This is a genomic window from Myxococcus eversor (assembly GCF_010894455.1).
GTDB lineage: Bacteria > Myxococcota > Myxococcia > Myxococcales > Myxococcaceae > Myxococcus > Myxococcus eversor.
The window spans coordinates 198,151-224,550 of the sequence record NZ_JAAIXY010000015.1 but is presented as its reverse complement, the minus strand read 5'-3'; the positions used below and the strand labels follow the sequence as shown (position 1 = coordinate 224,550).

Here is a 26,400-nt window from a genome sequence, read left to right as displayed (position 1 = left end):
GTGCTCACTTCCTGGGGCGCATCCGGAACGCGACGAACGAGGCCACGTCGGGGAAGGCGAAGTACGGGTTCGTCTGACGCACGTCGCCCAGGGACGCCACCGGCACGTCCGCGTAGTCGTGCCCCGGGCACAGCCGCGTCGAGTCCGGGACCTTGAGCAACACCTGCGACAGCGAGCGGTACATCGCCTCCGGGTCTCCACCGCTCATGTCGCACCGGCCGCAGCCGTTGATGAACAGCGTGTCCCCGGACACGAGCGCATCACCGGCCAACAGGCAGTGCGAGCCCGGCGTGTGCCCCGGCGTGTGCAGCGCCTGGAACACCTCGGAGCCCACGGGAACCGCGTCGCCAGGCCCCAGCGGGCGCAGCGCGTCCTTCAGCTCGCGCAGCTCCGCGGAGAACTCCACCTCCGCGCGCTGCGCATAGACGGGCACGTCGTGCCGCGACAGCAAATCTGGCAGTCCGTTGATGTGGTCGAAGTGGCAGTGCGAGACGAACGCTCCCGCGAGCCGCTTGCCATCCTCCGCCACCGCGCGCTCAATCGCATCGACGTCCCACGCCGGGTCCACCACCACGACGTCGGGCGAGTCCGCCGCGCCCACCAGGTAGACGAAGTTGTCCATGGGCCCCAGCTTGAGCTGGCGCACGTAGGGAATCCGCATCTCTCACACCTCCCAGGAAGACTCTAACGCTTGAGACTTGCTGCCACGGCTTCTTCCCTCTTGAATGGACGTCTTTTCCTCGGAGGTCCACACCCCGTGAAGCGCTCATTGCCGTTGCTCGTCTGCACCCTCCTCGCCGGCTCGAGCGTCGTCGCCAAGGAACGGTCCACCTTCAAATACACGGCTCCCGTGGACGGTGAGCGGCCCGTCGTCGTCGACGCCGTCATCGCCCCCCAGGGCAGCGACTTCGCCATGCGCCTGCGCTTCGACAAGGAGCCGTGGGGCGAGGAGTGCAAGAGCCGCTGCGCCAACGCCACGCTGCTGATCGACACGGACAACAGCAAGCAGACCGGACTGCGGCTGGCGCAGGGCGCTCCTGGCAACGGCGCGGACCTGGCCGTCATCATCCAGGGCATGCGCGACTACGCGTCCGAAGGTGGCAGTGCCCAGACGTGGCTGCGCGTGAAGGTACGGCTGCTCGGAAACGAGGCGAGCACCATCGATGACGGTGAGCTCCTGGCCGAGCTGAGCCACAAGCACGACACCGACCGCATCCAGTCCGACGGCAAGGCGGTCTACCTGCTGATCGACACCACCCACGCCTCGATTCCGTCCGCGCGCAAGGCACGGGTCGTCTACCAGCCTCCCGGTGGCAAGCCCATCCAGGCCACCATCCCCGGCATGATTGGAGGCGGCGGCGGCAAGGGCGTGCGCATCTTCAAGGACGGCAACTGGGGCAAGGCGCCCAAGGCGACGCCCTGAACGCGCGCGACGGGCTGGAAGAACAGCGGCGGCGCTGAGCCGTCGCGCCAGGCCCGCTGCGCGCCGCGTCGAAGCCCAGGCAAGGGAGCAAGCCCACCCCGCCCCACCTGGTCGGAGCCTTCCGGGAGCCAACCGGGCGTCGTGTCCTACCCGCACCCACCGTCCCGCCCCCAGGTGAGTCCAAGAGGCCCTGCTCCTCGGAATTCCGGGGGGTTACAGGGGTGTTTCACTCAGACGCGGAACTGGACGGACATTCAGGTAGGATGCCTCCGAGGGTACGCAACCCCCCGAATTCGTTCCAATTGTCAGGGGGCCATGGTAGTCCCGCCGCTTTGTTACAGCTTCCAGATTCGATGGCGCGGAGTGCGCAAGTCACGCACCGCGTTCGGGTACGAGACGTTCTCACCTGGGTTTGAAGAGCATGCGCGCAGAAGCCGAAAAGAAGACGCCGAAGAAGCAGGGGGGCGCGGGTGGCGGGGGTGGAGCCTCGGGCTCGGCGGGGGGTGGCGATGGATATGTCCCCGCCTCGCTCGCTGACGAGGCGCGTCGCCGGTACATCAACTACGCCCTGTCGGTCATCACCTCGCGCGCCCTGCCGGACGTGCGCGACGGCCTCAAGCCCGTGCAGCGCCGCATCCTGTACGGCATGTGGAACGACCTGAACCTGTCGTTCGACACGAAGTACCAGAAGTGCGCACAGGTGGTCGGCGCCATCATGGGTCGCTACCACCCGCACGGCGACGCCTCCATCTACGACGCGCTCGTGCGCATGGCGCAGGACTTCTCCCTGCGCTACCCGCTGGTGGACGGCCACGGCAACTTCGGCTCGCTCGACGGCGACTCCGCCGCCGCCTACCGCTACACCGAGTGCCGTCTGGAGAAGCTCGCCACCGAGATGCTCGGTGAGCTGGAGCGCAAGACGGTCGACTTCCGGCCCACCTACGACGGCACGCGCAACGAGCCCATCGTCATCCCGTCGCGGGTGCCGCAGCTCCTGATGAACGGCACCACGGGCATCGCCGTGGGCATGGCCACCAACATCCCGCCCCACCACCTGGGCGAGCTGGTGGACGCGCTGGTGGCCCTCATCGAGAACCCGGCGCTGCTCACCAAGGACCTGCTCAAGTGGATCAAGGGCCCGGACTTCCCCACCGGCGGGCAGATCCTCAACGACAAGAAGGAACTGCGCGACATCTACGAGACGGGCCAGGGCAGCGTCCGCATCCGCGGTGAGTGGGACACCGAGGAGCTCAAGCGCGGCGGCACGCAGATCATCGTCACGTCCATCCCCTACACGGTGAACAAGTCCACCCTCGTCGCGAAGATTGGCGACCTGGTGCGCGAGCGGAAGCTGCCGCTCATCGTCGACGTGCGCGACGAGTCCACCAAGGACGTGCGCATCGTCCTGGAGCTGAAGAAGGACGCCAACCCCGACCTGGTGATGGCGTACCTCTACAAGCACACGCCCCTGCAGACGACGTTCGGCGTCAACCTGACGTGCCTCGTCCCCAGCGACGACAACCCCGAGGTCGGCACGCCGCGCCGGCTGGACCTCAAGAGCATCCTCCAGTTCTTCCTCGACTTCCGCTTCGGCATCGTCACCCGGCGCTACCAGCACGAGCTGGGGGAGCTGCAGAAGCGCGTCCACCTGCTCGAGGGCTTCGAGAAGGCCTACGACGCGCTGGATGAGATCATCCGCATCATCCGCCAGTCCGAGGGCAAGCAGGACGCCGCCCAGAAGTTGATGGTGCGCTTCAAACTGGATGAGCTCCAGGTGGACGCCATCCTGGAGATGAAGCTCTACAAGCTCGCCCGCCTCGAGATCCTGGTCGTCCAGAAGGAGCTCAAGGAGAAGCGCGCGGAGATCAAGCGCATCGAGGGCGTGCTCAAGGACAAGAAGAAGGTCTGGAGCACCGTCAAGGACGAGCTCGGCGAAATCAAGGGGCTCTACAACGACAAGCGCCGCACCAAGATTGGTGGCGCGGGCTCCGAGGAAGTGGAGTTCGACGCCGACGCGTTCATCGCGGACGAGGACGCCCACGTGGTCCTCACCCGCGACGGCTGGGTCAAGCGCGTGCGCGAGGTGAAGGACCCGTCCTCCACCCGTCTGCGCGAGGGCGACGCCGTCATGGCCGTGCTCGCCGGCAGCCTGAAGGCGAACCTCGTGCTGTTCAGCAACTTCGGCACCGCCTACGTCACCCGCTTCAACGACATCCCCGCCTCCACCGGCTACGGCGACCCCATCCAGAAGCTGTTCAAGTTCGACGACGGCGAGCGCGTGGTCGCCGCCCTCTCACTCGACACGCGGCTGACGAGCCCGCAGAAGCTCCTGGGCGTGACGCGGCACGGCATGGGCATGCGCTTCCTCCTGGAGCCGCACCTGGAGGTCTCCACGCGCGCCGGACGTCGCTACGCCAAGACGGGCGAGGGCGATGAGATCATCGGCGTGCAGGCGGTGGGCGAAAAGGACCTGCTCGCGGTGCTCACCAAGAAGACCAACGCCCTGGTGTGCAAGGCGGCGGAGATCAACGAGCTGGCCGGCCCCGGCAAGGGCGTCACCGTCATCAAGGTGGATGCGGATGACCAGGTGGTGGACTTCCTCGTCACCGCGCCCAACAACAAGGACGCGAAGCTGGATTTCGACACGCAGAAGGGCCGCAAGCTGCAGCTCGCCCCCGCGAAGTACGGGGTGACGGGCCGCGGCGGCAAGGGCCACGAGATGTCCAAGCGCGACGCGGTGGAGGACGTGGCCAAGCTCCCCGTCTTCATCCCGTTGCCCGAGAAGAAGGACTAGCCAGAGGACGCCATGGCGACGAAGAAGGAAAGCTACACAGGCGCCGACATCCAGGTCCTCGAGGGCCTGGAGCCGGTGCGCAAGCGCCCGGCCATGTACATCGGCGGGACGGACGGCACGGGGTATCACCACCTGTTGTGGGAGATCCTCGACAACTCGGTGGACGAGGTCATCAACAGCCACGCCACCACCGTCGAGGTGACGCTCCACAAGGATGGCCGCAGCATCACCGTGGTGGACAACGGGCGAGGCATCCCCGTGGACATCATGCCCAAGCTCAAGAAGTCCGCCTTGGAGGTCATCCTCACGACGCTGCACTCGGGCGGCAAGTTCGAGCAGGGCAACTACACCCACTCGGGCGGTCTGCACGGCGTGGGCAGCTCCGTGGTGAACGCGCTCTCCCGCAAGCTGACGGTGGAGATCAAGCGCGACGGCAAACGCCACGTCCAGACGTACGCGCGCGGCAAGCCCACCAGCCCCCTGAAGGCGGAAGGCGGCGCGCGCGGCACCGGCACGTCGATAACCTTCGAGCCGGACCCCGAAATCTTCGGCGAGAAGCTGAAGTTCGACGCGGAGCTGGTGCGCGAGCGGCTGGAGGCCAAGAGCTACCTGCACAAGGGGATGACGGTCGTCTGGAAGGACGAGACTTCCAGCCCCTCCACGTCGGTGACGTACAAGCACGACGGTGGCATCGCCGAGTACCTCACCAAGGTGGTGACGGAGCGGCAGAAGCCGCTGGTACCGGTGGGCAGCAGCACGTTCTACCACTCGCGCGACAACGGGGTGCGGCTGGAGGTGGCGCTGGGCTGGACGGAGGCCACCGACGAGCACATCCGCTCCTACGTCAACGGCGTCCCCACGCCCATGGGCGGCACGCACGAGGCGGGCCTCAAGGGCGCCGTCGTCAAGGCGGTGCGCAACTACATCGAGACGCACGACCTGACGCCCAAGGGCGTGACGCTCACCGCGGAGGACATCCGCGAGGGAATCACGTCGATTCTCTCCGTCTACGTGGTGGAGCCCCAGTTCCAGGGCCAGACGAAGTCGCGCCTCAACAACCCCGAGGTGGCGGCGCAGGTGGACGGCGTGCTGCGCCCGGCGCTGGAGAAGTGGCTCAACGACAACAAGAGCATCGCCGAGGCCGTCATCGCCCGCATCATCCTGGCGGCGCGCGCTCGCGAGGCCAGCCGCGCCGCGTCCCAGGCCGTCAGCCGCAAGACGGCCGTCAGCCACCGGCTCAACCTGCCGGGGAAGCTGGCGGACTGCTCGTCCACGGACCCCAACCTGAGCGAGCTGTTCCTCGTGGAAGGTGACTCGGCAGGTGGCTCCGCCAAGCAGGGCCGTGACAGGCGCACCCAGGCCATCCTCCCCTTGCGGGGCAAGGTGCTCAACGCGGAGCAGGCGTCCACCGACAAGGTGGCGGGCAACAAGGAGCTCCAGGACATCGTCAGCGCCCTGGGCTGCGGCATCGGCGCGGACTTCGACATCACCAAGCTGCGCTACGGCCGCGTCTTCCTGCTGATGGACGCCGACAGCGACGGCCACCACATCGCCACGCTGCTGCTCACCTTCTTCTACCGGCACCTGCGCCCGCTCATCGAGAGCGGCGCCATCCACATCGCCCAGCCCCCGCTGTTCCGCGTGGACATCGGCAAGGAGACGTACTGGGCGCTGGACGAGGCGGACCGGGACAGAATCATCCGCGAGAAGGTCAAGGGCAACGCCAAGCCCAACATCATGCGCTTCAAGGGCCTCGGTGAGATGACCGCCGATGAGCTCAAGGAGACGACGTTGGACCAGAAAAACCGGATGAGCCTGCGAGTCACCATCGACAACCCCATCGAGACGGACCGCGTCATCAATGACTTGATGGGCAAGGACGTGAGCGCCCGCTTCAAGTTCATCATGGAGCGAGCGGGCGAGGTCGAAGCGCTGGACGTCTAGCCATCGGTCATCCTGCCGAGGGTCCCCCCCGCCCCGGACTGCCCCCGGGGCGGAGGCGGGGGACCGTGACGGGGCTCCCTTTGCTCGGCTAGATTCCCCGGCGTGAATACGTTCCGCCGAATCGCCCTGCTCCTCACCCTGCTGCTGGCCTTCCTTCCCGCCCACGCCCAGACGACGCGCAAGAAGTCCGCGCGCAAGAAGGCCGTGTCCACCAAGTCGGTGAAGAAGAAGAAGCCAGTCCGCGACGTGAAGAAGCCGCCCGTCGTCGAGGACACGGACACCGCGGACACGGGCGATGTGGCCTCCCCGGAGCCCATGGTCTTCGGAGATCCCGACGCCGCGCCGCCCGACTCCGACAAGCCCGCGGCGCCCCCCGCGAAGCCCGCGCCCACGGTGGCCAAGCCCGTCGCGCCGCCGCCTCCGAGCGCCGGAGATCCGACGAAGCCCTCCACGAGGCCGTCGCTGGCGTCCACGCCCGCCGCGTCCACGGGCCCCGTGGCGCTGTTCTCCATCGCCCGCGCGTCAGCCGCCTCCGCGGCGGCGCTCAAGCTGGAGACGGAGCTGACGCGCCACCTGCAGCGCGGGGGTGACGTGCAGTTCGTGGACCTGGGCACGGCCTTCCCTCCCCCGGAGCCGACGCCGCTGACCAAGGCCGACGGTCTGTTCGAGGAGGGCCGGGCCGCCTACGACAACCTGGACCCGGAGGTCGCCGAGGCGAAGTTCCGCTCCGCGGCCGAGGCGTATGAGAAGTCCCCCGGCGAGCTGCGGCCGGAGCGGCTGGGCGAGACGTTCCTGTTCCTCGGCGCGTCCCGGATGCTCAACGGCGACACGGCCGGCGCGAAGGAGGCCTTCCTGCGCTCCGTCGTCGCCGAGCCCTCCACCCGCCCGGACAAGGCCCTCTTCGGCCAGGACGTGCAGAAGGCCTTCGAGGAGGCCCGCACCGAGGCGAACGCGCGTCCCAGCGGCACCCTCGTCGTGGACTCCCAGCCCGCGGGCGCCCAGGTGCGGGTGCGCGGCCAGGACGTCGGCGTGACGCCGCTCAAGGGCATCTCCGTCCCCGCCGGCCACCACGCGGTGGTGGTGTCGTCGCCGGGCTACACGTCCTTCGCCCAGTACACGGAGGTGAAGGCCACCGGGAGCGCCGAGGTGAAGGCGACGCTGGCGCCCGGGCCGGGCCTGTCCGCCATCCGCGAGGCCTCCGCGCGCGCCGGCTCGAAGGAGGCCTTCGAGAGCGAGACGCTTCCTCCCGAGACGGGCGCCATCGCCGAGCGCCTGGACGCTCGCTACCTGGTGCTGGCCGCGGTGTCCCAGGACAAGAAGGGCCGCCTCCAGGCGGAGCTCCAGGTCTGGGACGTGCGCACCCAGGCGCGGCTGCGCGGCGTGGAGATCGACCTGTCCGGCAAGGACCGCAAGAAGGGCCCCGAGGCGGCGGCCCAGCAGGTCCGCGACTTCATCAACGGCGCCATGTCGCCGCGCTTCGCGGAGGAGACGGGCACCGGCACGTCCCTGCTGAAGCGGCCGTGGTTCTGGGCCGTCGTCGGAGGCGCTGCGGCGGTGACGGCGGGCGCCGTCTTCGTGGCGACCCAGGACAAGGGCCGGCCCTTCAATCCCATCACCGGAGGAACAGGCTTCTGAGCCACGGGTTGAATGACAGATCGCCCGCTCGCGTCGCTCGTTTCTGAGGTTACCCATGAGAGCCCTCGTCCTCGCCCTGCTTCCCTCGCTCGCCCTGGCCGCGGCCCCCGCACCGGCTCGGCGCGTCACCAGCCTCCTCGTCCCCATGGACCCGGCCTCCGAGGCCAACGCCGTCCAGATGGAGGGCTACATGAACGAGGCCCTGGGGAACTTCGCGGGCTTCACCGTGCGCAAGCCCGAGGAGCTCTTCGGGCTGCCGGGAGACCCCGCCGCCCAGTCCGCGCTGGAGCGCGCCCGCAAGGGCTACTCGGAGAGCGCCGCCGCCTTCGACAAGAAGGAGTACGACGAGGCGGAGGCGAAGGTGCGCGCCACCCTCAAGGAGCTCAACGGCGCGCCATCGTCCATGCGCGGCTGCTCGCCCCTGTGCGAGTCGCTGGCGCTGTACGCCGCGCTGCTGCACCTGCGCGGTGACGTGGAGGAGGCGAAGCTGGTCCTCATCGACCTCGTCGCCGTCTCGCCCACCTTCGAGCTGAACCCCAAGCGCTTCAGCCGGGAGTTCATCTCCCTGCGCGTGCAGGTGGCCACCGGCCGCACGTCCCTGCTTCGCGGCAGCGCCACGGTGAAGTCGCGGCCCTCCGGCGCGCGCGTCTACGTGGATGGCGAGATGGCCGGCTACACGCCGGTGACGATTCCCACGCTGGCGGTGGGCAAGCATCTGTTGCGCATCGAACGTCCGGGCTTCCGTCAGTACGGCCAGCTCATGGAGGTGACGCCGGATGACGTGGAGGTGAGCACGGAGCTGGTGCCCACGGCCTCGTACAAGGCCTACGACGCGCAGTTGGACCGCGTGGCCAGCGAGGTGTCGCGGGGCATCGCCCAGGCCAACGGCGTGGCGGGGCTGGGCAAGTCCCTGGGCCTGGAGCGCGCCATGGTGGGCACGGTGAAGGCCTCGGGCGAGGGCAACGAGCTCATCCTCGGCTACTACGACTTGCGCAACGGCAAGAAGCTGGGAGGCCGCCGCGTGGTGCTCCAGGGCGACGAGTTCGGTCAGCTCAAGGCGGAGATGGAGCGCATGGTGAATCAGATGGTGAACACCAGCGACGGTGGCGCGGAGAAGGTGGTGCGCAGCTCGGACCCGCTCGACAACCGGGGCGGCACCGAGGACTGGGGCGCCGAGGACCGGGGCGGACGCACCCGGACCGAGGAGAAGAAGAAGAAGAAAGTGGATGACCCGCTCGACGGGGTGTCCGGAACCGAGGACTGGTGACACGCGGCGCTTGTCCCGGGGCGGGCGCGGCCTAGAGTCCTGGCGCGTATGCGCCTGCTCGCCCTCCTGCCGCTGCTCTCGTCGCTCGCGCTCGCCCAAACGAGCACCATCGTCCAGGCCCCCGTCCCCACGCGGGGGATGACGCTGCCGCCCACCGGCGCGGCGCTGGTGGACGAGGCCACCGCCCTCTCGCTCAACCCGGCGGGCCTGGGCTTCGTCAACGCCGCGCAGCTCTTCTACCTGCACGAGCGCAACCTGGAGCGCGACAGCATCGCGGACGGCGTCTTCCTGGGCGCGAACCTGGGAGGCCTGGGCCTGGGCGGCGCGATGGAGTGGATTCGCGGACGCCACGAGCCGCACTACCGCCGCACCTCGCTGGGCCTGTCGCTGGGCTCGCCCACGCTGCGGCTCGGGGCCTCGTGGCACGGCTTCAGCTCCAGGGACGACGACATCGACGCGCTGGATACCTTCGACGTGGGCCTCACCGCCCGCCCCCTGCGCGCCCTGTCGCTGGCGGCGGTGGTGAAGGACATCAACGCGCCCACGGAAGGCGCCCTCGAAATCAAGCGCGGCTACGACTTCGGCCTGGGCCTGCGCCCGTTCGGTGAGCGCTTCACGCTGGGCGTGGACTGGCTGTTCTCCGAGGGGGCGTTCCGCCAGGGCCAGGCCACGTACACCCTCCTGGCGGAGGTGATTCCGGGCCTGCGGCTGGGCGGCGGCGTGTCGCACGGCTTCGTCAGCGGCGTGCCGGTGGCGCTCCAGTTGGCGGCGACGGTGGACACCGGCCACATCGGCGTCACCTACGCGGCGGGCGGCGGCGACGACGGCACGGACCACGTCGTCGGACTGCGCCTGTCGTCGGAGAACTATCGCTCGCTGCGCCCGCCCGGGGGCGTGGTGACGATGCTGGACCTGAACGACGTGTTGTCCGGCGGCGGCAGCCCGCTCTTGGCGGTGCTCGGCGTGAGCGAGGCGGACCCGTTCCTGCGGCTGTCGCGCTGGCTGGACCTGGCCACGAAGGACGAGCGGCTGTCGGGCGTGGTGCTGAAGATGGAGGGCCTGCCCGGGGTCGACTGGGGCAAGGCGGAGGAGCTGCGGCAGGCGGTGCTGCGGCTGCGCGCGTCCGGCAAGCGGGTGATGGCGGTGCTGATGTCGGTGGACGACATGGGCTACTTCGTGGCGACGGCGGCGGAGCGCATCTACGCGGTGCCGGAGTCGTTCCTGCACATCAACGGCCTGGCGGCGCACCTGCAGACATTCGGCGGGACGATGGACAAGCTCGGGGTGAAGTGGGACGTGGCGCGCGTGGGCAAGTACAAGACGGCGCCCGAGCAGCTCACCCTCAGCGAGCCGAGCGACGCCTCGCGCGAGTCGGTGGGCGCGTACCTGGACAACGAGGTGAGCTGGTACGAGCGCGCGGTGACGGAGTCGCGCAAGGTGCCGGTGGAGAAGCTGCGCGAGCTGTGGGCCGCGGGCCTTCCCACGCCGAAGCGGGCCCTGGAGCTGGGCTTCCTGGACGGCCTCATCCACCCCTCGGAGCTGGACGGGAAGGTGCGGGAGCTGGTGCCCCGGGGCCGCTTCAGCGCGGCGTACTCTCCCCGCGACGAGCGCGAGGGCCGCTGGGGCACGCGTCGCCGCATCGCCGTGGTGCCGGTGCTGGGCACCATCGCCGGAGGCACCAGCCGCGAGGACCCGCTGGGCTTCAGTCAAATCGCCGGCGCGGAGACGGTGATGCGCGCGCTGGAGTCGGCGAAGTCGGACCCGTCCGTCGTCGCCATCGTCCTGCGCGTGGACTCGGGTGGTGGCGAGGTGCTGGCCTCGTACCTCATGTACCAGGCGGTGCTGGACGCGGCGAAGGAGAAGCCCGTCATCGCCTCCATGGGCGACGTGGCGGCGTCCGGCGGTTACTACGCAGCGATGGGCGCCACGGAGGTGCTGGCGCTGCCCACGACGATTACCGGCAGCATCGGCGTCTTCTACATCAAGCCCGCGCTGAAGGGCCTCTTGGGCGACAAGCTGGGCATGAGCCAGGAGACGCTGAGCCGCTCGCCCATGGCGGACGTCTTCGGCATGTGGGAGCCCTGGACGCCGGAGCAGCAGACCGCGGTGCAACAGTGGGTGGACGCGTCCTACGACATGTTCATCACCGAGGTGGCCAAGGCTCGCAAGAAGGACAAGGCGGACATCGACGCGATTGCCCGGGGCCGCGTGTGGAGCGGCACGGACGCGCTCGCCCGGGGTCTGGTGGACCGGCTGGGGGGCCTGCATGACGCGGTGGAGTCCGCTCGCAAACGCGCGGGCGTGGCGCCTTCCGAGGAGCTGGACCTGGTGCTGATGGGCGAGGCGCGCGGCTTCTTCTCCGGCCTGGGCGGGGAGCCGGGCGTGCGAGCGGCGCTCGCCCTGCTCCCGGCGCCCGCCGAGCCCTTCCCGGCCGCGCTGAGCCAGTTCGCGCGCGAGGCGGGGGTGAACCTGGAGCTCTTGCGCCCGGGGATGAAGGCGATGATTCCCTTCACCCTCACCATTCGCTGAGGACGTGTTGGCGGGAAGGAGGTCCGCCCGCCAACACCCCACGAAAAAACGGGAGCGCGCCGGGCGTCCTCTGTTAGTGTTCCTCATGCACGCTGGTCGGCCTTCGGGCCGCCAGGGTGCTCCAGGGACCGGCGGTTCGGCCTTCCGTGTCTCAGGGCCCCGCGCCCGGCTCCCTGTCCCACAGCCTGAGTCACCCTGCGTCCCCCCGCCCTCCCCTCGGGATGGCCCGTGTGGGGCGCACACGGTCTGGAAACCTCATGAGCGAAAACTCCGATAACCGCGACCCACGTGATACCCCGCCGCCGCCAGCGGTTGCCCGCCCCGTCCCTCCTCCTGAAGCGGACGATGATGGCGGCGATGACGGCGACGACGAGGGTGGAGACGAGGGTGATGGCGGAGGCGGTGGCGCCTCGGCCAGCGGTGGTCCCGGCGGACAACCCGGTCAGCCCGGTGGACGCCGCCGTCGTCGGCGCCGTCGTCGTCGTGGCGCGCAGGTGCTCTTCACGCCGGAGGGTCAGGCGTACCGGATGCAGCCGGGCCCGGACGGGCAGCAGGTCCAGGTCTTCCTGACGCCGCAGGAGCTGGAGCAGCACAAGCAGCGCCAGGCCCAGCAGCAACAGCAGCCGGGACCGCAGCAGCCCCAGCAGGGACCGCAGCAAGGGGGCCACGGTGGCGGCCAGCAGCACCCGCGCGAGCCGCGCCACGGCGGTCAGCAGGCCCAGGCGGCGCAGCAGTCCAACCTGTCGCCCGTGGAGGGCGTGCTGGACACGGAGGCCAAGGGCCCCAACGCGTTCCTGCGGCAGGTGAAGCGAAACCTCCTGGCGGCGCCGGACGACCCGGAGCTGCCCAAGAACCTGGTGCAGAAGCTGCGGCTGCGACAGGGCCAGTACCTGACGGCCTTCGCGCAGATGCGCGGCCACAAGGGCATCATCCAGAAGGTCGACACGGTGGATGGCCGCCCGCTGGAAGGCGCTCCCCGGCTGCCGCACTTCGCGGACCTGACGTCGGTGGACCCCACCGAGCGGCTCAAGCTGGAGTGCGGCCACAAGGAGATGGTGACGCGGGTGTTGGACCTGGTGTCGCCCATCGGCAAGGGCCAGCGCGCGCTCATCGTCGCCCCGCCGAAGACGGGCAAGACGATCATGCTCCAGCGCATCGCCCAGGCCGTCATCTCCAATCACCCGGAGGCGCACGTCATGGTGCTGCTCATCGACGAGCGGCCCGAGGAAGTGACGGACATGCGCCGCAGCATCAAGGCGGAGGTCGTCGCCTCCAGTTCGGACCGGCCCACCGCGGACCACCTCAAGGTGGCGGAGCTGGCGCTGGAGCGCGCCCGTCGGCTGGTGGAGAACGGGAAGGACGTGGTCATCCTCCTGGACTCGATTACGCGTCTGGCGCGCGCCTACAACAAGGAGATCGACAACTCCGGCCGCACCATGTCCGGAGGCGTGGACAGCCGTGCGCTGGAGCGCCCCAAGCGCATCTTCGGCGCCGCGCGCGCCACGGAAGAGGCGGGCTCGCTGACCATCATCGGCACGGCGCTCATCGACACCGGCAGCCGCATGGACGAGGTCATCTTCGAGGAGTTCAAGGGCACCGGTAACTCCGAAGTCACGCTTGACCGCCTGCTCGCGGAGAAGCGCGTCTTCCCGGCGGTGAACATCGCCCAGTCCGGCACCCGCAAGGAGGAGAAGCTCTTCACCCTGCGCGAGTACGAGAAGGTGAAGAAGCTGCGGCAGATGCTCCACGCGGTGAAGCCCGTGGAGGCCATGGAAGCGCTCGTCAAGCGGCTCTCCCGCTACACCTACAACGACGAGTTCCTGGACGAGCTCTAAGGCGAGCTCCGAGACAGCGCGCGGGGGTGGTACAGCGGGCCCGGGTTTGCGTAAGGTGGCGGCATGATTCAGGGCTCGGGCCGCTGCCACTACCACCCGGAGCGCGCCGGTCTCGGCATCTGCGTGGAGTGCCGGCGGGTCATCTGCCGGGAATGCACCACGCAGTTCGAGGGCATCAACCGCTGCGCGAGTTGTCTGGGCCAGCGCCTCAAGGCGCTGGAGGGCCCGGGTGAGCGGCGCGAGTGGACGGTGGCCAACGGGCTGCTGGCGGTGGTGGGCCTGTTCCTCGTCTGGGGCGGCTTCTATCTGGTCGCTTCGCTGGTGGCGAGCTAGCCCATGGCCGTCTCCGCGCTCGAGCTGCGCCCCCGCAACGCCGTCGCGCTGATGGACGCGGCGCTGCGCCTGTGCGCCCGGAGCACGGGCGTCTGGGCCCTCACGCTGCCCGGCGGCGCGGCCGTCATCGCCGCCATGCTGTACCTGGCCGAGGCGATGCGCATGGGGCGCTCGCTGGCCCTGCCGACGCTGGCGCTCACCCTGGCCTGGTTCGTCCGGGGCGTGTGCCAGGGCGCCGCGTGTCACCACGTCCAGGCGCGGCTCCTGGAGGGCCAGGGCGAGCCCTCCACGTGGGATTCGCTGAAGGCCGCGCTGGGGCGTCTGCCCTCGCTCCTCGTCGCGGTGGGCTACCTCTTCTGCTTCAACGGGCTGGTCCTGACGCTGACCCTGGGCATCGGCTTCCTCATGTTCTCCGCGCAGGCCGTGGGCTACGCCGCGGTGATGCAGGGCCAGGGGAGCGTGCTGCGGCTGTACGGGCAGTCCTCGCGGCTGTTGGGCCCGGCGCGCGGCACCGCGACGATGGTCCGCCTGCTCATGGGCGCGCAGGTCCTGGTGTTCTTCAACCTGCACATCGCGTTCAACTTCCTGCTGATGATGGCCCGCAAGCTCGTGGGCGTCGACCTGACCTTCGCGGAGCGCTTCGCCTCGCTGGACAACGTGCCCTGGCTCCTGTTCCTCGCGGCGGCGACGTTCGCCCTCTTCGAGCCCGTGCGCGCCGCCACCGCCACGCTGCTGCTGGTGGACGGCCGGGTGCGGCAGGAGGGGCTCGACCTGATGGCGTCCGTGCAGCAGCTTCCGACGCGCGACTCCGGCAGGCCGCTGGGCCCTCGCAGCGCGGCCGTGCTCGTGGTGGCACTGGCGCTCGGGTTGCTCGTCGGGACTCCCGCCCGGGCACAGGAGGACACGGAGCCCAGGCCCCCCGTCACCTCCGGGCGCGACGCGGCGAAACGGCTGGGACAGGTGTCGGAGTCCTGCGAGGGCGGTGAGCCCTCCGAGGACCCGCGCTTCGAGCGCCTGGGCTCCCTGAGCGCCGGTGAGCGCGGCAAGCTGGACCGCCTGGTGCGCGCGGTGGAGCGCCAGGCGTACGACGACGAGGACTGCGCCTCGGCCCTGGCCACGCTGGAGCGGGGGCTGGCGCAGGCGACGGGGACGGTGGAGGCTCAAGCGCAGGCGGACGCGCGCGTCGCCTCGGCGCGGGCCCGCGACATCCTGGCGCGGCCGGAGTTCGCGGTGGCGCCCCCCAAGGAGGCGGCGGAGACCCCCGAGGAGAGTCCGCCCCCGGAGCCTCCAGGCTGGTGGCGGCGATTCATCGACAAAGTGTCGGAGTGGCTCAAGGAGTTCTTCAAGCGCGACGAGGCACCGGAGCCCATCTCCACCGTGCCCCCGGTCATCAGCGGCGGCGCGGTGGCCAACGCCCTGGTGGTGGTGCTGGTGGGGCTGACGGTGGTGGTGCTGGCCATCGTGCTGGTGCGCGCGCTGCGCAAGTCCCAGCCGAAAGCGCGCGCCGACGGGCTGGAGGTGTCCACCCTGGATGCCGCCACCCTCGCCGGAGACCCGGCGCACGCGCTGTCACGTCCGCCGGAGGGCTGGGCCCAGCTCGCGGACGAGCTCGCGGCGCGTGGGGAATACCGCGAGGCGGTGCGCAGCCTGTATCTGGCGCTGCTGTCCCGGCTCCACCGCGACGGCGCCATCCTCTACGACGTGACGCTGTCCAACTGGGACTACCTGCGCCAGTTCAAGGGCCGCTCGGAGTGGAAGCCCCGCTTCCGCGAGCTGACGCTGCGCTTCGACTTCGCCTGGTACGGCAACACGCCGGTGGGCCAGTCGGGCTATCAGGAGTTCCGCACGCTCACCGCGCCCATGCTGGCAGGACCCACCACCCCGGAGGCCGCCGGTGCGTGACCGCTTCCCGTTGCTGGTGGTGGGCGGACTGGTGCTCACCGTGGTGCTGGGCTCGCTGCTCGTGAAGGGCGCCAGGCGCGGCGAGTTCGCCGACACCCTGTCCACCTACCGCGCGCAAGAAGACGGCGCCCGCGCCCTGTTCCTGCTGGCCGAGGAGAGCGGCCTGCCAGTGACACGCCGCATGGCGGACATGCGCATCATCGGAGACGGCACCTCGACACCGGTGCTGCTGGCGGTGGAGGTGGAGGACTCGCGCGAGGATGACCTGGAGCAGACGCAGCTCGCCGCCGAGCCCGATGCGGGCCTGGGCGACGAGCACGCGCCTCGCGTCGGCTTCAATGCCTTTCGCGCCAGCCACCTGGACGACCGCGAGGTGACGGAGCTCCTGGAGCGCGTGGTGGCGGGCGGCACGGCCGTCTATGTGCCCTGGGGCTCGCGGGAGAACCCGCTGCTCGACGCGTTGGGCGTGAAGCTCACCAAGGCGGACACCACGCTGCCCATGCGCACGCTGGTGCCGCCCTTCCCTTCCCCGTACACGCTGGGCGTGGAGCGGGTGGAGGTGAAGGTGCAGGCCTACCTGGAGCTGCCGGACAACGCGGTGCCGCTGCTCGAGGACGAGCGGCTGGGGCGCATGGTGGCGGCGGTGGTGCCTCACGGCCAGGGCCGGGTGCTGGTGGTGGGCGCGCCGGAGCTGGCGATGAACGGGGCGCTGGCGCGCGCGGACAACGCGCAGTTCTGGCTCTCGTGCTTGCGTGCGCTGGGGCCGGGCCCCTACGAGTTCGACGAGTTCCACCACGGCTTCACCAACGAGCGCTCGGTGGTGGACTTCGCGCGGCGCTACGGGCTGCAGTTCGCGGTGCTCCAACTGCTCGTGGGCGTGGCGCTGTGGTCCGTGGCGCTCAAGCGCTTCGGCCCGCCCCGCCCTCCTCCCGAGTCCGCGCGCGTGGGCGCCACGGATGCCTTGTTCGCCATGGCGCGGCTGTACCGCGAGGGACGGCACCACGCCTTCGCCGCGAAGCTCGTCTCGCGCGGACTCACCCAGGAGTTCGCCCTGCACTCGGGGCTGCCCGCGCACGCGACGCCCGCCGCCGTCTCCGACGCGCTGAAGGAGCGCGGACGCGCGGACCTGGCGCGCGGCCTGAGTGACGTGGCCGCCCGCGCGGAGAGCGCGGTGAACGACTCCGACCTTCAGCAGCTCACCGCTCGCGCGGCGGGGCTGCGCCAACGACTCCATTCCGCCGGCACCGCCCGGCGCGGCACTCCCGGAACCCCATGAACGCGAATGACTCCGCCTCCCCCCTCGTGCCCGCTGGCTCCGCCGTGCAGGCAGCCCACGCCATCCGCGAGGGCGTGCTGCGCGAGGTGCGCAAGGCCGTCGTGGGCCAGGACGAGGTGCTGGAGCTGATGCTCTGCGGCCTCATCGCCGGCGGCCACGTGCTGCTGGAGGGCGTGCCCGGCGTGGCCAAGACGCTGATGGCCAAGGCGCTGGCGCGCAGCATCAGCTCCGACTTCAAGCGCATCCAGTTCACCCCGGACCTGATGCCAGCGGACATCCTGGGCACCAGCGTGTTCGACTTGAAGACGCAGGGCTTCGTGCTGGTGCGCGGCCCCATCTTCACGGACCTGCTGCTGGCGGACGAAATCAACCGCGCCCCGGCGAAGACACAGTCCGCGCTGCTGGAGGCCATGCAGGAGCGCGGCGTGTCGCTGGAGGGCCGCAACCTGACGCTGTCGCCCCTCTTCACGGTGTTCGCCACGCAGAACCCGGTGGAGTCGGAGGGCACGTACCCGCTGCCCGAGGCGCAGTTGGACCGCTTCCTCCTGAAGATTGACGTCGGCTACCCCGCGCCGGAGGAAGAGGACGCGATTCTGGCGTCGGTGCACCGGGGCTTCGACGCGGGAGACCTGGCGCGCGCCGGAGTGAGCGCCGCGGTGACGAAGGACGGCCTGCTGGCCGCCCGCGCCGCGCTCAGCGAAGTCAACGTGGAGCCGCCGGTGCTCAGCTACATCCGCAAGCTGGTGTCCGCGACGCGCGCCTCCAGCCGCATCCGACTGGGCGCGGGCCCTCGCGCGGGCGTGCACCTGCTCTTGGCGGCCAAGGCCCTGGCGGCGCTGCGTGGACGCAACTTCGTCACGCCGGACGACGTGCGCTTCCTCGCCGGCCCCGTGTTGAAGCACCGCCTGCTCTTGTCGCCGGACGCGGAGCTGGATGGCGCCACGCCGTCGGACGTGCTGCGCGAGGTGGTGCAGGCCGTGGAGGTCCCTCGGTGATTCCCACCGGGCGCCTCTGGGGGCTGCTCGCGCTGCTGGCCGTGCCCATGATGGCCGCGGGTTTCTTCCCCGGCCTGGGCGGCGCCGTCATCGCCCTGGATGCGCTGGCCCTGGCGCTGGCGCTGCTGGACTTCTTCAGCGCCCGCTCGGCGAAGCTGGAAGCGCGGCGCGTGCTGCCGCAGCGGCTCAACGTCGGAGTGCCCAACAAGGTCGAGCTGCGCGTGGTGCACCGGGGTGGCCGGAAGGTGCGCGTGCGCCTCAAGGACGGCGTGCCGGAGTCCTTCACCGCCACGCCCGAGGAAGCCCCGCTGGAGCTTCCGGCGGACAGCGAGACGCGCTGGGTGTACCGGGTGACGCCGGCGAAGCGCGGGCGCTTCGACTTCGGGGACGTGTACGTGCGAGTCCAGGGGCCGCTGGGCCTCGTGGCTCACGAGCGCGTGTTCCCCGCAGCGCAGTCCATCTCCGTGTACCCGGACCTGCGCGGGGCCAACCGGCTGCTGTTGTCCGGCGCCGCGTTGGACCTGGTGAACCTGGGCCTGCGCCAGCTCCGCCGCGACGGCCGGGGCAGCGAATTCGCGCGCCTGCGCGACTATGCCCAGGGCGACAGCGCGCGTGACGTGGACTGGAAGGCCACGGCCCGGCGAGGCAAGCCGGTGACGCGCGTGCTGGAGTCGGAGCGCTCGCAGTCCATCCTCATCTGCGTGGACGCGGGTCGCTCCATGGCCGCGCAGGTGGACGGCCTCACCAAGCTGGACCACGCGGTGAACGCCGCGCTCTTCCTGGCCTTCGTCGCCGTGCGCAACGGAGACCGCGTGGGCCTGGCCGTCTTCGCGGACGGCGTGAAGACATACCTGCCTCCAGCGGCGGGACGAGGGCAGTACCGGAAGATGGTGGACGCGCTCTACTCCACGACACCGAGCCTGACGTACGTGGACTACCTGGCGCTCTTCAAGGAGCTGAACGTCCGCCTCACCCGGCGCAGCCTGCTGTGTGTCTTCACGGACTTCCTCGACGAGGAGCAGGCCTCCACCATGGTGGCCCCGCTGCACCGGCTCGCGCGGCGCCACGTGCCCCTCTGCCTGTCGGTGAAGGACACCGCGTTGCAGAAGCTCCTGCGCACGCCGCCGCCCGGGCCGGAGGAGGCCTTCCAGCACGCCGTCGCCTCGGAGCTGCTCTCGGACCGCGAGGTGCTCAAGGCGCGGGTGAGCCAGGGCGGCGTGCAGATGCTGGATGTTCAACCGGATGACTTGAGCCTCGCGGCCGTCAACCGCTACCTCGACATCAAGGCCCGGGGCGTGCTGTAGCGGGCGGCACCATGCGCCCCCTCTTCCAGGCCCAGGTCTCCGTCACCGCCGAGCGAATCGACGACGCCGAAGCCGAGCGGTTCCAGCCGCTCCTGGAGCGCTGCGAGGACTTCTTCCAGTTGTGCTACGGCCGCCCCGCGCGTCCGGACGAGGGACGCCAGCTTCCCCTGGAGCGTCCTCCCGGCCTGCCCCCCGAGGCGGGCCACCTCATCGCGGTGCGCGACGCGTCGGGCCAGTGGGTCGGAGTCCTCGAAGGCATCCAGGGCCATAGAAAGCCCGGAGAGGCCTACCTGGGACTGATGTTGCTCGCGCCCCACGTGCGCGGCCTGGGGCTCGGCGCGGCGCTGCTCCACGGCTACGAGGACTGGCTGCGCTCCGAGGGCATGCACGTGCTGCGCGTCGGAGTCTCCGAGCCGAACACGTCGGCGCTGCGCTTCTGGCGCCGCATGGGCTTCGAGGAAGAGGAGTGGGTGGGCCCACTCCAGTACGGCGAGCTGAGCTACCGCGTGCTCAGGATGCGAAGGACGCTGACGTCACCGGCAGCCAGCCCGTGAAGCGCGTGTCCGTCACGTTGCCTCGCACCAGGTGCAGGCCGCGTTTGAAGAAGGCGTAGACGCGGAAGAACGACTCCAGGCCCAGACGCTCCGCCTCGCTCAGCTCGCCCACGCTGCAAATCACCTTCGGGTCGCCCCGCCCCGAGTCGATGAAGCCCAGCACTCCGACAACGGGCACGCGCACGCGCTGGCCCCGAGGCAGCCGCGCCCCGAGCACCACCGCGTCGAGCGGGTCTCCATCATCGGACATCAGCCCAGGGATGCTGCCGTAGTTGTACGGGCACGGCAGGGGCGCCACGAAGTCCACCGTGCCGTCCGCGCGTCGCTTCACGAACGAGAAGCGCGGGCACTCGATGATGACTTCGGGTTCGCGCGGAAGCAGGGGCAGGAGCAGCGGCTCGGACACGCCTCCCGTGTAGCACGCCCCAAGCCCGAGGGCGTCCGTCAGCCCGGCCGGGGAGCCTCCAGCCGCTCGTCCTCCGAGCCCGACGAGCCCGAGCCCGAGCGCGCGCCGCGCAGCCAATCCGACATCAGGTACGAGTAGACGCCGCTGCCCACCACGAGAGCGAACGTGATTTTGAAGGCCACCGACAGCTTGGGCGGATGAATCTGGGACACCGTGCCCTCGATGAAGCCCGCGAGGACGAAGAGCACCAGCGTCCCGAAGAGGAGCTTCACCGCCGTCACCGCCTCCATGCGCAGCGCCTGCCCTCGCGGCAGTCCCTTGGGCGCCACCAGGCCGCGCGCGATGACGAGGCCCGCCGCGCCCGCGATGCAGATGGCCGTAATCTCCGGGATGCCGTGCGGGAGAATCCAGGCCCAGAACCAGCCGGCCATTCCCTTCGCCGCGTACACGTGCGCGAGCGCACCCAGGAACAGGCCGTTGACGAAGAGCATCACCGCGGTGCCCAGCCCCAGCGTCACGCCGAGCGCGAAGCACAGGAAGGCCACCTGGATGTTGTGGGTGAAGAGGAACGAGGTGAAGTGCGCCTGCTGGCCCACCGACATGCCGTCCCCGGCCGCCTCGTTGGCGGCGCGCTGCACCGGGTCCAGTTCCAGGTGTTCGGCGGGCACCAGGTAGTGCGCCGCATCCGGGTCCACCATCATCCCCAGGTAGCCGAAGCCCGCGCCGGCCAGGAGGAGCAGCACCGCGGCCACGTACATCTTCCACTCGCGGCGAAGGAGCGCGGGAAAGCCTCTCGCCACGAAACCCCAGACATCCGCCAGCCTCGGACGGCGCCCCGGATAGGTGAGCGCATAGGCACGCCCCACCAGGTCATTCAGATACGCGCTGACATCGGCCGAGCCGCTGCGGGCCCGCACCCAAAGCAAATCGCTCGACACGGCGCGGTAGAGCTTACCGAGCGTCCGAGCGTCATCCAGGCTCAGCCCTCGCAGGCCGCGCACCTCGGACTGGTCCAACAGCTTCTCGAGCTTCTCCCAGCGAGGCCGCCGAGACTCGATGAACTCCGCCATCTCCATGACGTCAGTCTAGCCCAGGAGGGCGGTACGCCCACCCTGCCCTACGGGCGCCGGTTGTGGGAAAACAGGGGTATGACGTGTCGGCTGGCGTTCCTGGGGTGGCTCTTGGCCTGTTTATCGGGATGCAGCTCCATGCGAGCGCTGTGTCCCCTGGAGGGCGGCCGCCCCTGGGTGGAAGTGCGCAGCCCCCACTTCAGCATCCGCACCGACTTGGACACCGAGACGGCCGAGGGCGCGGCGCGCGAGCTGGAGATGCTGCGACAGGGATTGCTCCAGGCGTGGGGCGGCAGCTTCGACCCACCGGGCACGGTGGAGGTCATCGTCCTGCGCAACCGCCGGGAGCTGTCTGAGTTCACCAACGTCGGCATCGAGGGCTTCTCCGCCACCACCTCCGAGGGCCCCCTGCTCGTCATGGCGGGCAACAGCTACGCGCTCAGCGAGGACGCGGCGGACATCTCCACCCAGGCGCACGAGCTGACGCACTACCTCTCGCAGTTCGCCCTGGTGCGACAGCCGCGCTGGTTGTCCGAAGGGCTGGCCACCTATCTGGAGACCATCACCCTGCGACCGGAGCGGAAGGAGGTCGTCCTCGGCACGCTCCATGACCCGTTCCTGGCCCACGTCAAACGCAGCGGCTGGCGCACGCTCGACGAGCTGTGGGAGTGGGACCGGCGCGGCCTGATGAGCGGCGCGGAGTCGCGGCAGTACTACGCCTCCGCGTGGCTCTGGGTGCACTTCTTCATCAGCCAGCACTCCGAGCGCTTCGAGCGTTTCCAGAAGCGCCTCATGCGCGGCGAGGAGCCGAGGAGCGCCTGGGAGGCATCCTTCCGGGGCGTGAAGGATATCGCCGGCCAGGTCCACGCCTATGCCCATGGTGGACGTCACGTGCACTACCCGCGCATCACCGCGCCACTGGTGCCCGTCTCCAGCGACATCCGCATCCGCCCGCTGGAGCCCGCGGAGGTGCACGCCGTGCGCGCGCGCCTCATCCTGATGACGCCCGGCGCCGCGCCCGCCGAAGTCCGCCTGGAGAAGGCGGAGTGGGAGATGGCGCAGGCGCTGAAGGAGGACCCGGGCAATCTCACCGTGGCGCTGCTGCGCATCCGCTCCATGGGGGACCCGGACCAGCAGCTCGGCTTCGCGCGGGAGCTGGTGAGCAACAGGCCCGAGAGTGGCCTCGCGTGGGACGCGCTCGCCCAGGCGCTGGACGCCGCGGGCTACGCCACCGAGGAGCAGGAGGCGGCCCGCCTGCGCGCCGCGGAGCTGGTGCCCGACAGCGTGGGCACGCAGAACGGGCTGGCTCGCTTCTACGCACGCACCGCGCAGCCTGAGAAGGGACTGGCGGCGGCGCAGCGTGCCGTGGCCCTGGCGCCGGGCAACGCCAGCGTGCTCGACACCTACTCCACCATCCTCTTCCAGTTGGGCCGCTGCCAGGAGGCGCTCGCCACGCAGCAGCTCGCGGTGGAGGTGCTCTACGAGGGCACACCGGAGCGGCTGCGCCAGACGGTGCACGACACCCTGGCCCGCTACGAGGCGGTGTGCGGCTCCTCCCCCGCCGCCGCGTCGTCGCCCGCGGGCGGCGAGTAGCGGCCGGAACGACGAAGCGCCGGTGAGCCCTGGAAGGGGGCCCGACCGGCGCCTCGGAGACCACGCGGACCGCCGTGGGTTACTTCAGCTGCTTCTCCAGCGGCTTCTTCTCGTTGGAGTCGAGCTGCTTGGTCCAATCCACCACCGGCGTCTGCCAGGCCATGCCCGTCTCGGTGGGCTCCGGGGCGAGCTTCTCGAACTCGAAGCCGTCACCGCCGAAGTACAGGTACTCCACCGTGGCGACGGAGTACTCCTTCTTGGGGTCCAGCGGCTTGCCCTTCGCGTCCTTGAACTTGTTCTTGCCCGCGGCGGTGAAGCCGGAGACGAGCGCGTTGGGGTTGGCGAGCTGCTTGGCTAGGTCCTCGCCCTTGAGCTTCACGACGAGCAGCGAGTTCTCGAACGGCATCACCGAGTAGATGCTGCCGCGCGTCACCGGGCCGGCCGGCAAATCGCCGCGGATGCCGCCCTTGTTGAGGATGGCCGCGTCCGTGCCAAGCGACTCGCGCACCGCGCCGCCAATCCACTTCGCCATCTGCGGGGAGGCCTGGGTGATGCCCGTCTTGGTGAAGCCGATCTGCTGGCCCAGCACCTCGTCGAGCTGCGCCTTCCACTTGGCGACCAGCTGCGCCGTCTCGGCGTCCGGCGTTCCACCGGCCACGTCGACGAGCTTGCCCTCGATGTTGGTGACCTTCTCGCCAGCGGGCTTCGCCGGGTCGAACTGAATCTGGGCGCGCAGGTACTTGGCGAAGCCACGGTCCAACGACGCGAAGATGACGCCGTTCTCCTTCGAGTAGACCTGCTCCGGGCAACGGCCACCGGCGACGACGGCCAGCTTCCACTCGGGGTGCTTGGCGACGACGGGCTGCAGCTCCGTGACGCACGTGTCGGCCACGACGACGATGGTGTCGGCGCCGGCCTTGCGGGCCTCGGGGATGGCGCTGTTGAGCGCCTCCTCATAGCCCGTCACCTCCAGGCCCTCGGCGCGGCCGGCCATCGCCGTGCGCACCGTCTTCTCCGAGGCGAGACCCACGACGCCGATCTTCAGGCCCCGACGGTCGAACACCTGGAACGCGGGCAGCGACATGTCACCCGCGAGCGCCGGGTCCTTCACGCGAAGGTTGGCGGCGAGGAACGGGAAGCCGCCGGAGGCGCGGTTCTTGAGAAAGGCCTCCTTGCCGAACGCCAGCTCATGGTTGCCCATGGCGGAGGCGGCGTAACCCATGCGGCCCATGACCTCGGCCGTGGGCGCGCCCAGGAAGAAGGACGACAGGGCCGGCCCGTTCCAGTGGTCACCCGTGGCGAGCGCCAGGGTGCCGGAGTCGGCGCAGGTCGCCTGGCCATCCTTCACGGGGCCGGGACAGTGCTTCTCGTCATTCACCCAGTGACCAAGCAACTCGGCGGCGCCACCCTTGCCTTCGACGGGCTGAAGCTGACCGAAGGTGCCACCAGTGACGAGCAACGTCACCTCGCTGGGCACCACGGGCTTCGCCGGCGCGGCGTCGGGCTGCTCGGCGACGGGGGCGGTAGGGGGAGGACTGCTCTTCTCGCAGCCGGCCAGGGCGCCGAGCGCGAGAACCAGCACGCCGGAAAGGCGCGACTGGCGGGAGGGACGGGGGCGGTAGCAGGGGTTCGAGCTCACAGCGCGCCGTTTAGCACAACTCGGGACGTGATACGGTGACTGGCGTGTCGGATGAACAGGACCCCAAGGGCCCACCCTCACCACGAGGGGAGCAGCAGCAGGACGCCGCGAGCGGAAAGCACCAGACCGGCCGCGTACTTGCCCAGCATTTCTGGGAAGAGCTGCAAAAGGGCGCCACCCACTACCAGGAGCAGGGTTCGGAGGTGGTTCCTCGGGGGCGGGTGAGACAGTTCATCCATGGACTGAGCCTTCCGTTTCATATTGCCCGGGCCCTGCTGGGAGACCCGGTGGCGCGCCGGCAGTACCTGCGCGTGGGGCTGATGCAGACCGTGGTCGCGCTGGCGCTGGCGCTGACCTGCATGGGCTCGGCGAAGCAGGCCGCCGATGTGGTGGAGGACTCCCAGGACAAAGCCGCCTCCGCTGAGCTGTCGAAGGCCCTCGAGAAGGTCGCGACAGCGGTGGCGGAGCAGAAGGTGAGGAAGGCGGACCGGGAGGTGGCCCGCGAGCTTCGCAAGCAACGCCGCCAGAACCGGGAGGCCCCCGCGGCTCCCGTGGCCCCCAGCACCAACGAAGATTCCCAGGCCCAAGCCGAGCCGCCGGAGGAAACGGACGAAGACAGTCCCCCGCCCCAGGACGCGGAGGCCGACGCGAAGCCCTCCGAGCAGGCCGCCGACGCGCATGCGGCCCCGAACGAAGACCCGGAGGCCGACACCGGCGCGCTGGCCAGGCCGGTCGAGGAACACGAACCGGCCGCCCAGGAGAAGAAGGCGGATGTGGCCCCCTCGGCCGCCGGAGCGTCCGACGAAACCAAGGATCCACGGGCACCGTCGGAGGTCGCGACGGACGCGGAGGGCCGCATCGCGCTGAACCTGGAGCAACGGGTTCGCGACATCGAGGCCGCCGCGAACAACCCGGACTCGGGCACCGAGGTCTCGGACGCGGTGCTGGCCCTCGTGGTCGAGGCCATCTCCAGCGCTTCCTCGGACGCGTCCAGCGTGAAGCCCAAGAAGATCAGGGGCACGCGGGCCGACAACGCTCCCTCGGAGGCGGACAAGCCAGAGTCCGCACCCCTGGAGGCGGACAAGCCCGAGTCCGCGCCCTCGAAGTCGACACCCCAGGCGCCTCGTGAAGGCGGGTGGCTCTCGCGCCTGAAGATCAATGGCTACTCCGTGTTCGGCATCTCGTTCTGGGTGGCGCTGTTCGCGGCGATGCAGCTTGCCCAATGGGTCGTCATCGCCTTGTCGCGCGACTACCACGACGTCATCTCGCGTGAGGCGAGCCTGCTGACGCGCGTGGAGCCGGAAGACGACGCCATGACGCCGTACATCCGCCTCAATGTGTCGTGGATGCGCAAGAAGGTGCACCGTCGCATCCGGGCGATGATCCTCTTCGCGGTGGGCGTGCCCGCGGCGGCCTTCCTCGTCTCGCCCCTCTTCTGTCTGGGACTCAGCAGTCCCGTGTTGACCGTCATCACCTCGTTGTGGGGCGGGTGGTGGCTGATGGTGTTCACCGCGGCCAAGAGCGCCCAGGCGTGGGAGCCGCTGGCCGGCCAGCGGCCTCCCTGGTTCCTGCGCGCGTGGACCTGGATGACCACCCGAATGCCCGGCCTGCGGTGGAGGGTGTTGCAACGCTATGGCGAGATGTGGAGCAGGCGCACAACGGAGGTCTTCGTGCCGGTGTCCACGGTGGAGCGGCATCCCTGGGCCTACGCGGGGCTGGCGCTGGTGCGCTTCGTGGGCTCGTTCGCGCCGTTGAAGTTCTTCGTGCGCCCGCTCATCCCCGTGGCGTCCGCGCACATCCTCCGAGAGGAGCACGCCAGACGCGTCCGTGAGGGACAGGGCACGCACTCCGGTTCGAGCCCCCGGGTCCCCGGACCGCTCGAGGAATCCATCCGCGCGTGA

At 70.0% G+C, this 26,400-nt stretch carries 19 protein-coding genes; 15 read left to right on the top strand and 4 right to left on the bottom strand.

Annotated elements, in window-relative coordinates; all coding sequences use genetic code 11:
* Positions 1–4: 4 nt before the first annotated feature.
* Positions 5–661: an MBL fold metallo-hydrolase gene (locus G4D83_RS28485; RefSeq protein ID WP_163867996.1), complete on the bottom strand. Its 657-nt coding sequence runs from the start codon at positions 659–661 to the stop codon at positions 5–7.
* Positions 662–757: 96 nt separating this feature from the next.
* Here G4D83_RS28485 and G4D83_RS28480 point away from each other — a divergent pair, with 96 nt between their 5' ends.
* The 13 genes from G4D83_RS28480 to G4D83_RS28420 all read left to right on the top strand — a co-directional run bounded on the left by G4D83_RS28480 (position 758) and on the right by G4D83_RS28420 (position 19,791).
* Positions 758–1,423, top strand: a complete 666-nt coding sequence (locus tag G4D83_RS28480; protein WP_163867995.1) for a hypothetical protein — start codon at positions 758–760, stop codon at positions 1,421–1,423.
* 421 nt (positions 1,424–1,844) lie between these two features.
* Positions 1,845–4,217 carry a DNA gyrase/topoisomerase IV subunit A gene (locus tag G4D83_RS28475; RefSeq protein ID WP_163867994.1) on the top strand — a complete coding sequence of 791 codons (2,373 nt, stop codon included), beginning with the start codon at positions 1,845–1,847 and terminating at the stop codon, positions 4,215–4,217.
* A gap of 12 nt (positions 4,218–4,229) precedes the next feature.
* The gene (locus G4D83_RS28470; protein ID WP_163867993.1) at positions 4,230–6,161 is read left to right on the top strand and encodes a DNA gyrase/topoisomerase IV subunit B; all 1,932 of its coding nucleotides are present in this window, start codon (positions 4,230–4,232) and stop codon (positions 6,159–6,161) included.
* A 102-nt stretch (positions 6,162–6,263) separates the two neighbouring features.
* Entirely contained in the window at positions 6,264–7,796 is a 1,533-nt protein-coding gene (locus G4D83_RS28465) for a PEGA domain-containing protein (RefSeq protein WP_163867992.1), read from the top strand.
* A gap of 55 nt (positions 7,797–7,851) precedes the next feature.
* Entirely contained in the window at positions 7,852–9,063 is a 1,212-nt protein-coding gene (locus tag G4D83_RS28460; protein WP_176436069.1) for a PEGA domain-containing protein, read from the top strand.
* Between the two features lie 48 nt (positions 9,064–9,111).
* Entirely contained in the window at positions 9,112–11,592 is a 2,481-nt protein-coding gene (gene sppA / locus G4D83_RS28455) for a signal peptide peptidase SppA (protein WP_163867991.1), read from the top strand.
* A gap of 257 nt (positions 11,593–11,849) precedes the next feature.
* Positions 11,850–13,427, top strand: a complete 1,578-nt coding sequence (rho, locus tag G4D83_RS28450) for a transcription termination factor Rho (protein ID WP_163867990.1) — start codon at positions 11,850–11,852, stop codon at positions 13,425–13,427.
* A 63-nt stretch (positions 13,428–13,490) separates the two neighbouring features.
* Complete coding sequence (locus G4D83_RS28445; RefSeq protein ID WP_163867989.1) at positions 13,491–13,760, top strand: hypothetical protein; 270 nt, start codon at positions 13,491–13,493, stop codon at positions 13,758–13,760.
* A 3-nt stretch (positions 13,761–13,763) separates the two neighbouring features.
* Positions 13,764–15,662, top strand: a complete 1,899-nt coding sequence (locus G4D83_RS28440; protein WP_163867988.1) for a DUF4129 domain-containing protein — start codon at positions 13,764–13,766, stop codon at positions 15,660–15,662.
* Positions 15,655–16,938 (top strand): DUF4350 domain-containing protein, encoded by a 1,284-nt coding sequence (locus G4D83_RS28435; protein ID WP_163867987.1) that lies wholly within the window; start codon positions 15,655–15,657, stop codon positions 16,936–16,938. The genes G4D83_RS28440 and G4D83_RS28435 overlap by 8 nt, the downstream gene beginning before the upstream one ends.
* A complete protein-coding gene (locus tag G4D83_RS28430) occupies positions 16,935–17,933 on the top strand; it encodes an AAA family ATPase (protein ID WP_163867986.1) in 999 nt (332 codons plus the stop codon). The genes G4D83_RS28435 and G4D83_RS28430 overlap by 4 nt, the downstream gene beginning before the upstream one ends.
* On the top strand, positions 17,930–19,237 hold the full coding sequence (locus G4D83_RS28425; RefSeq protein ID WP_163867985.1) for a DUF58 domain-containing protein: 1,308 nt from the start codon (positions 17,930–17,932) through the stop codon (positions 19,235–19,237). Before G4D83_RS28430 ends, G4D83_RS28425 begins: the two co-directional genes overlap by 4 nt.
* Positions 19,238–19,248: 11 nt before the next feature.
* On the top strand, positions 19,249–19,791 hold the full coding sequence (locus G4D83_RS28420) for a GNAT family N-acetyltransferase (RefSeq protein WP_163867984.1): 543 nt from the start codon (positions 19,249–19,251) through the stop codon (positions 19,789–19,791).
* On the opposite strand, the gene G4D83_RS28415 is transcribed toward G4D83_RS28420, so the two are convergent.
* Both G4D83_RS28415 and G4D83_RS28410 read right to left on the bottom strand, forming a co-directional pair.
* Complete coding sequence (locus tag G4D83_RS28415; protein WP_163867983.1) at positions 19,748–20,197, bottom strand: inorganic diphosphatase; 450 nt, start codon at positions 20,195–20,197, stop codon at positions 19,748–19,750. The two genes, G4D83_RS28420 and G4D83_RS28415, sit on opposite strands and share 44 nt — an antisense overlap.
* 38 nt (positions 20,198–20,235) lie before the next feature.
* Positions 20,236–21,273, bottom strand: a complete 1,038-nt coding sequence (locus G4D83_RS28410; protein ID WP_163867982.1) for a stage II sporulation protein M — start codon at positions 21,271–21,273, stop codon at positions 20,236–20,238.
* 132 nt (positions 21,274–21,405) lie between these two features.
* On the opposite strand from G4D83_RS28410, the gene G4D83_RS28405 reads away from it, so the two are divergent.
* Positions 21,406–22,860 carry a DUF1570 domain-containing protein gene (locus tag G4D83_RS28405; protein WP_240356701.1) on the top strand — a complete coding sequence of 485 codons (1,455 nt, stop codon included), beginning with the start codon at positions 21,406–21,408 and terminating at the stop codon, positions 22,858–22,860.
* 79 nt (positions 22,861–22,939) lie between these two features.
* On the opposite strand, the gene G4D83_RS28400 is transcribed toward G4D83_RS28405, so the two are convergent.
* Complete coding sequence (locus tag G4D83_RS28400; protein ID WP_163867981.1) at positions 22,940–24,499, bottom strand: bifunctional metallophosphatase/5'-nucleotidase; 1,560 nt, start codon at positions 24,497–24,499, stop codon at positions 22,940–22,942.
* A gap of 44 nt (positions 24,500–24,543) precedes the next feature.
* Between G4D83_RS28400 and G4D83_RS28395 the strand changes: the two genes are divergently transcribed.
* On the top strand, positions 24,544–26,400 hold the full coding sequence (locus G4D83_RS28395; RefSeq protein ID WP_163867980.1) for a hypothetical protein: 1,857 nt from the start codon (positions 24,544–24,546) through the stop codon (positions 26,398–26,400).

Coding starts and splice junctions, on each gene's coding strand:
- G4D83_RS28445 (WP_163867989.1), top strand. CDS start 13,491: ATGATTCAGGGCTCGGGCCGCTGCCACTACCACCCGGAGCGCGCCGGT.
- G4D83_RS28460 (WP_176436069.1), top strand. CDS start 7,852: ATGAGAGCCCTCGTCCTCGCCCTGCTTCCCTCGCTCGCCCTGGCCGCG.
- G4D83_RS28475 (WP_163867994.1), top strand. CDS start 1,845: ATGCGCGCAGAAGCCGAAAAGAAGACGCCGAAGAAGCAGGGGGGCGCG.
- G4D83_RS28420 (WP_163867984.1), top strand. CDS start 19,249: ATGCGCCCCCTCTTCCAGGCCCAGGTCTCCGTCACCGCCGAGCGAATC.
- G4D83_RS28410 (WP_163867982.1), bottom strand. CDS start 21,273: ATGGAGATGGCGGAGTTCATCGAGTCTCGGCGGCCTCGCTGGGAGAAG.
- sppA (WP_163867991.1), top strand. CDS start 9,112: ATGCGCCTGCTCGCCCTCCTGCCGCTGCTCTCGTCGCTCGCGCTCGCC.
- G4D83_RS28440 (WP_163867988.1), top strand. CDS start 13,764: ATGGCCGTCTCCGCGCTCGAGCTGCGCCCCCGCAACGCCGTCGCGCTG.
- G4D83_RS28405 (WP_240356701.1), top strand. CDS start 21,406: ATGCGAGCGCTGTGTCCCCTGGAGGGCGGCCGCCCCTGGGTGGAAGTG.
- G4D83_RS28485 (WP_163867996.1), bottom strand. CDS start 661: ATGCGGATTCCCTACGTGCGCCAGCTCAAGCTGGGGCCCATGGACAAC.
- G4D83_RS28470 (WP_163867993.1), top strand. CDS start 4,230: ATGGCGACGAAGAAGGAAAGCTACACAGGCGCCGACATCCAGGTCCTC.
- rho (WP_163867990.1), top strand. CDS start 11,850: ATGAGCGAAAACTCCGATAACCGCGACCCACGTGATACCCCGCCGCCG.
- G4D83_RS28430 (WP_163867986.1), top strand. CDS start 16,935: ATGAACGCGAATGACTCCGCCTCCCCCCTCGTGCCCGCTGGCTCCGCC.